The organism is Prosthecobacter sp. (genome assembly GCF_044226605.1).
GTDB lineage: Bacteria > Verrucomicrobiota > Verrucomicrobiia > Verrucomicrobiales > Verrucomicrobiaceae > Prosthecobacter.
Genome location: NZ_JBGAGS010000022.1, coordinates 56,655 through 62,649, shown reverse-complemented (window position 1 = coordinate 62,649; position 5,995 = coordinate 56,655). Strand labels below are relative to the sequence as shown.

The following is a 5,995-nucleotide window of genomic DNA, read 5'->3' as shown; positions in this document are numbered from 1 at the left end:
ACGGAGGTGGACTGAGCGCCACATCCCTGAGCAGCGGCCAGACCAAGGCCGGACACCGCGCAGACCCCGAATTCCGCGAATGAGACGCTAATTGTGCATTTTTCCGCAAAAGGGACTTTGAGTGATACGAAAGTGACAGGCCCTCCTGCTCCGGCGAGCCGTAATTAATCGCCCCAAACCAGAAAGAAGAAAGGCACCTCCAAGGCCACCCAAGTCTTCTACGAAAACATCACCAGCCAGCTTTTGAAGCACCTCGGCCCGCTCGCAGACGATGAGCTTTCCATGCTCACGAAGGAGCACCTTGTCTCGTTCAGGAATGCGCTTCTTAAACGCCTTTCGGCCAAGGCTGCAAATCACCACCTCAAGGTCATGAAGATGCTTTTCCGTGCAGCCAAACGGAACGGCTTCATCGGGGACAATCCCGCCGAGTTTGTGGAGACAATCTGCGAGAAGCAGGCCGACAAAAAGCGCCGCCGTCCGTTCGCCCTCGAACAATTTCGCGCCGTGCTCTCCGTGGCTGATACAGAGTGGCGCTCCATGATCCTCTTTGGCCTCTACACCGGCCAGCGCATCGGTGATATTGCCCGACTGACTTGGGCAAACGTCGATCTCGACAAGGGGCAGATTCGCCTTGTCACGCAAAAGACGGGCGCGGTGCGTCTCATCCCCATGGCCCAGCCGCTTCGCGAGCATATCGAGACTCTCCCCGCGCCTGATGCGCGGCCCGATCTCGCGCCACTGCATCCACGCGCCTGCGCCCTTGTGGAGAAAAACGGCAAGAGCGGCACACTCTCCAACCAGTTCGCCGACCTGCTGGCGCTCGCTGGCCTGCGTGAGAAGAAGGCACATCGTGCCACTACCGGCGAAGGTCGCGGCGGTCGCCATGATTATAAAAAGTTATCGTTTCACAGCTTGAGGCATTCAGCCGTCACATTCTTGAAGGAGGCGGGCACTCCTGGCGCAGTCGTGCAAAAGCTCATTGGCCACGAGTCAGCGCAGATTTCCGAGTTGTGCACCAGCGTTGGCGAGGAGTCACTGACGAAGGCTGCCGCCGCTTTTCCCATGCTGTGACCTGCGCCGACAATAGCAGCTTTTTCCCGCTCAAAAACCCACTCCAGGAAGGGCTGCAGCGGCAAGCCCCCCTGCTAAAAGTGCTCCACAGCGAGAAGGCCTTTTTCCCAGGTGTGATAGCCCGCTGCTCTTGCCTGAACTCTCGTATCGCCCCAGCTACCGTTCCTACTTTTCGATACTACAGCCGTTCACATCGCAGCGAAGAGCGTTCCGAGTTTGGTGATTATGTTTTGAAAACCATGCTAGAGGATGCACCATTGAACTATGGGGCTGCCTGCCATTCCAGCTAATTTAACCTCTGCCGAACTCGCGGAATTGACTATCCTATCGGAGCCTCTGGAGGATGGGCTTGAGGCAGAAGCTATACTCGTGTTGGCCGATGGCCGGAGAATCACAACAGAAGATCCGCCACCTTCACCACTTCCCGGCCATGGGATGAATGATTCTTTCCAATCCTCCCCGCCCGCCGCTCAGAAAATCCCCCCTCACGCCTTGATTCAGTGGGGAGTTGTAACGCGAAGTCGAATCCAGTAGCCTGCCAAGCGATGTCCAGCGCAGCACCCACTCCACCTTTGCCACAGGCCGAGCGCACAGCCCACAAGCCAGGATACATTCCCCATGTGAGCTATCCGCTGGACAAAGAATGCTATCCAGCGCCGCCAGAACTGTTCATCAGCGGCCTGCTTTCTGAGGAGCAAAAGGCGTCCCGCTTGCTGGAATGCCCCGACGAAGATTTGTAGTATGGCGCACCTCACGCAGCCAGCGCCGCCTTCACCGGTTGCACCGTGCTGGCCCCCTTCCCTGTGATCTTGGCCGCATTCCGCACGCTTTGGCCTGCTTTGAGGGCGCGGGCAATGTCGGGGTGCTTTGCCACCAGTTCCTTGGCCTCCAATGTCGTCCCCTCCGGCCTGCCCAGCTTCACGCCCTTGCGCCGTGCTTCGTCCAGACCGCTCTTGATGCGCTCCACCAGCGTTTCCTTTTCGGCCCGTGTCATCTCCGCCAGCAAGGCCAGCATGATGGCCGCAGCCGGATTGCGCTTCCCGCTCGCCATCAGGGTTTCAATGCTGTGAGCGTGCCAGTAGACCGAGACGCCGCACTGCTCCAAACTCTCCACAAAGGAACGCGCCACGCTTGGCCTGCGTGCTACGCGGGAAATCTCATGCACCAGCACCTTCTTGATTTTGCCCGCCCGCGCCAACTCCTCGATCCTCGCCAGCCCAGGGCGCTCGTCTCTGTCCGCACTGCCTGAAACCGTTTCCTCGCAGACTTCCACCATCTCCCAGCCCTTAGCCTCCGGCACAGCGCTAAGTTCATGCTTCTGGCGCTGCGTCTCCTGCTTGTTGGTGGAGACGCGAACGAGGATGGCGGCAGGAATGTTTTCAAGGCGTGTTCTTCTGTGATTGTTCATCAATTCGCCATGTATTCATTTAATCGAATGATTTTTTGAATACACCCATTTCGAGCTTCGAGTTTTCCACCGCACTAGGGAACTCCGCACATTTTTAGCGGAATGATTATTTGAATACACTTGGGTTCAATCGCTCTCGAATCCCTGGCTTGTGAACTTTAAGGTGCGAGCATTTTCGGTGACGGTGCGCACCACATGGTCTGGAACACCCGATGGCAGAGACGCCTCAATATCGAGACGCACAGTCACCTCTGAACCAACAAGACTGGCAAGATGTGCAATCACCTCCTCGGCAATTTTCCCAGCATCTCGTCCAACACGCTGCGAGTCCAAAACAACTGTGCCATGGAATCGCTTCGGCTTGGGGGCAGCGGCTGGCTTGGGCGGTTCCGTTGTCGTGCCGCTTGTATTGGTAGAGCTTGGAATAGACGGTGACACATTGCTCGAAGGATCTGGAGCAGGTGTCGGCAACACGGTCGGCCTTTCCTCTTCCATCTGCTTCCACGCAATGTCCGGCTTCACCAACAATCCAAACGGGCTGTCCTCAGACACAGCGACATTTTGCCCACCTCGCAGGCCAAGATAGCGGCCCGAGGCTTCGTCGTAGCCTTCGGCAAAAGCGAATGTCTCCCTCTGCCAGGTGAGCAAACCCAACCCCTCACGGGTGGCCATCACGAGCACGCTAGGGTCGCTTAGACGCGGCAGATACGCGTAGCGCGCGAAATCTTCCACGAGCTGCTTTATGGACACGTGATTACCCCGCCATAGAGGAGTCTTGTCCAGTTCCATGCGCAGGGAAACAGCACCGTAGCTCGTTATCAAATGGTCGGGCTTGAGCTTTTTGGAGGCTCTCACTGCCAATGGGTCGCTGCCCGTAGCTCTGAGGGCCGTCCAATTGACAGGTGAATCAGGCCGATCCTGGGAAGGCACCAGCACCATCGTAAAAGTCTCGGATATACGACTCTGCACCGTTTGGTCAGCAATCTTGCGCTGAGAGGTGGCCTGCGCGCGCTGGAAATTGTCCAGATTCAGTGCGGGGCGATCTCCTTCCGCATCCGAAAGAATGGAATCCCACGCAAGATAGCTGCGCACTGCCTGTTCTAGCTCGTCCAAACGGGCACGCTCTGGCGCGAGATATGCCAGTGCATTCTGAAACAGCCTTGGGCTATTGCCACGCGATTGGAGAATCGTCTGCGCGGCTGCAATCGCTGGCGTGTTGGCATCTTTTGACCACTCGGTCTCAGGGCCAAGGATCACAAGCGCAGCCGAGGCTTCATCAGCCACATCATTTCCAGCGGCTGGGAAAGCGTGAACGCGGCTGAAATCTCCCCGGTTTCTTGGTGCTTTCAATTCTTCGCGCACCCTGCCTTTGATCTCTTCCACCACCCTGTCCCGCTGGCGTTTCAGGTCTTCGGCGCGGTCGCCCGCCAGTTTCGCCACCGTGGGCTGCGTGGCATACCAGTAGCGGGCACTGTCCTGATAGAGGTAGGTAGCCGCCTGGGAGAGGTAGCGCAGCGCATCGCCAAAGATCGCAGGGGATTCGCCAGGGAGCGTGCATCCTAGCTTGATGCGTCGATCTTCCATGCCCCGGTTGGCAGCATCCGCAGTGGGTGCGGAACCGACAAAGAGCGTGCGTGCCACGCGCCGCGTAGCCGAAATGCGTCCGAGATTGGACTTGTCTGCATCTATCTTTCTTGGCGTGGCATCCGGGCCATCCACGTCCTTTTCGATGACTGTCGTCCACCCTGAAGGAAGATAGCGGGTAAGCTCACCTTCGATCTTCTGCGTTCCTATAGGCACATGCGCTGGCAGGATGAGGAGTCCTTGATCTCCAGATTCCCACAAAGCGTGGATCACCGAAGCCATCAGTCGCAGCACCCCGCGCGTACGCTGGAAGCGCACGAGGCCCGACCAGTCTTGATACAACCTCTCGAAGACTTCAGGATGCACAGGATAGGCCAGTTGCATTTTCCGTATATAGTCGGAGTCCCGGCACTCGGAGGGAAACTCCCCTGGATGCTTGGCATAATGATCGGTGAAAGCTCTTACCACTAGGTCACGCTGAATGAAGGCATCCTTGTCTGTGATCGCATCAAACAAGCGTCGGCGCACAATCTCGTAGCTCTCTTCAGCATTGGCGGGTCGCCATTGCGAAGCGACACGCTGGAACACGTTTCGAAGGCGTGCCACGGCCTCACGACCACGACTACCCCCCACCTCCTCATCGCTCACCCCTTCGGAGGGCGACACTCCGTCGCCGGTGGATGACGCGGGAATGCTGACCACCAACAGGGCACCTGGAATGGCCTTCACCTGCTCGCTGAGGGTCTGCGCAAAAGTAAACTGCGTTTCGAAGTCACCTGCGGGCAGCTTGCGCTCATCCATGAGCTGACGAGCGTAGGCCACCCACTCGTCGATAAGAATCAGACATGGCGCGGCATCACGGATGACAACGCCCATTGCATCGCCCGGATTGGTGCCGGTTTCGTCAGCCAGCCGGATCTTCTCATACGCTTTCTTGCCACCGAGCTGGTACGCCATCTCCCCCCAGAGGGTATGCACCTGGACTCCGTTCTCTTTACGCTCAGGCTGCCCCGGAGTGAGTTGATTTCCTACCAGGATCGCCCGTTTGATGGACTGCGGCGGGCTGCCCCCAGCCTCGGCAATCACGCTCTCCATGCCAGGGAGTTCCATAGCCGGAGCGCCTGAGGCTAGATGATAAAGAGCCAGCATCGAGTGCGTCTTTCCGCCACCAAAGGTGGTTTGCAGTTCCACCACAGGCTCCCCGCCGGGCTCTTTTCTCCATCGGCGCACCGCACGCACAATCAGCTCGCGCAGCCCGGCAGTCAGGAAGGTGCGACGGTAAAACTCCCTTGGATCTCGGTATTCCGCAGGCGCATTGCCTTTGTAAACTTGCCACAAATCAGCGGCGAATTCTGCCTCCTGGTAGTTACCGCTTGCCACATCCGGGTGTGGTGTGACCACTTCACGCCATGGCTTCAATCCCGTTGGCGCAGTCCCCTCAATGGGCTGGTAGGCCTCTTTGCGGCGTTCATTGTAAACTTTGCGGTCGAAAGTCGCTCGCCGCAGTTCGTGTTTGATCTCGTCTGCCGTGTCAGCCTCTTTCACTGCCCCAATAGACCGCAAGAGACGGGTCGTGCTATCCAGGGCACGGTCTGTATCGTCATTGGAAAAAGTTTCCTGATGCGCCCAGCGGTTTCGAATATCAATAACCTCGTTCACGATGGCGCGATGGGACTTGCCCAGTCGGTCGGAAAACAGGTCTTTCCACTCCCGATCCATGATTACCAGCATTGCGGCAGCATCCAGCTCTTTTGGGCCAAACTTCAGCTTCGTGTCCGAGAGACGCTGGTTTGCCTTCTCCTTCCATTTCGGGCCGTAGGCAGTGCCTAGTTCTTGTTCAAGGAAGGGTTGTAGGCCGCGCTGAAGAAGCTCCAGCCCTTTGCCGACGCGCTCATGGTTTGTGACAGGCATGATCTTGATGAAAAGTAAAAA

General features: G+C 57.6%; 3 protein-coding genes. 1 reads left to right on the top strand and 2 read right to left on the bottom strand.

Annotation, left to right across the window (positions count from 1 at the left end; all coding sequences use genetic code 11):
• The first annotated feature begins 369 nt into the window (after nucleotides 1-369).
• Nucleotides 370-1,071 (top strand): tyrosine-type recombinase/integrase, encoded by a 702-nt coding sequence (locus ACILSO_RS25685; protein ID WP_395740337.1) that lies wholly within the window; start codon nucleotides 370-372, stop codon nucleotides 1,069-1,071.
• A 751-nt stretch (nucleotides 1,072-1,822) separates the two neighbouring features.
• On the opposite strand, the gene ACILSO_RS25680 is transcribed toward ACILSO_RS25685, so the two are convergent.
• Entirely contained in the window at nucleotides 1,823-2,479 is a 657-nt protein-coding gene (locus ACILSO_RS25680; protein ID WP_395740336.1) for a recombinase family protein, read from the bottom strand.
• 126 nt (nucleotides 2,480-2,605) lie between these two features.
• Nucleotides 2,606-5,974: a Swt1 family HEPN domain-containing protein gene (locus ACILSO_RS25675; protein ID WP_395740335.1), complete on the bottom strand. Its 3,369-nt coding sequence runs from the start codon at nucleotides 5,972-5,974 to the stop codon at nucleotides 2,606-2,608.
• Between the last annotated feature and the right edge of the window lie 21 nt (nucleotides 5,975-5,995).

Coding starts and splice junctions, on each gene's coding strand:
- ACILSO_RS25685 (WP_395740337.1), top strand. CDS start 370: ATGAAGATGCTTTTCCGTGCAGCCAAACGGAACGGCTTCATCGGGGAC.
- ACILSO_RS25680 (WP_395740336.1), bottom strand. CDS start 2,479: ATGAACAATCACAGAAGAACACGCCTTGAAAACATTCCTGCCGCCATC.
- ACILSO_RS25675 (WP_395740335.1), bottom strand. CDS start 5,974: ATGCCTGTCACAAACCATGAGCGCGTCGGCAAAGGGCTGGAGCTTCTT.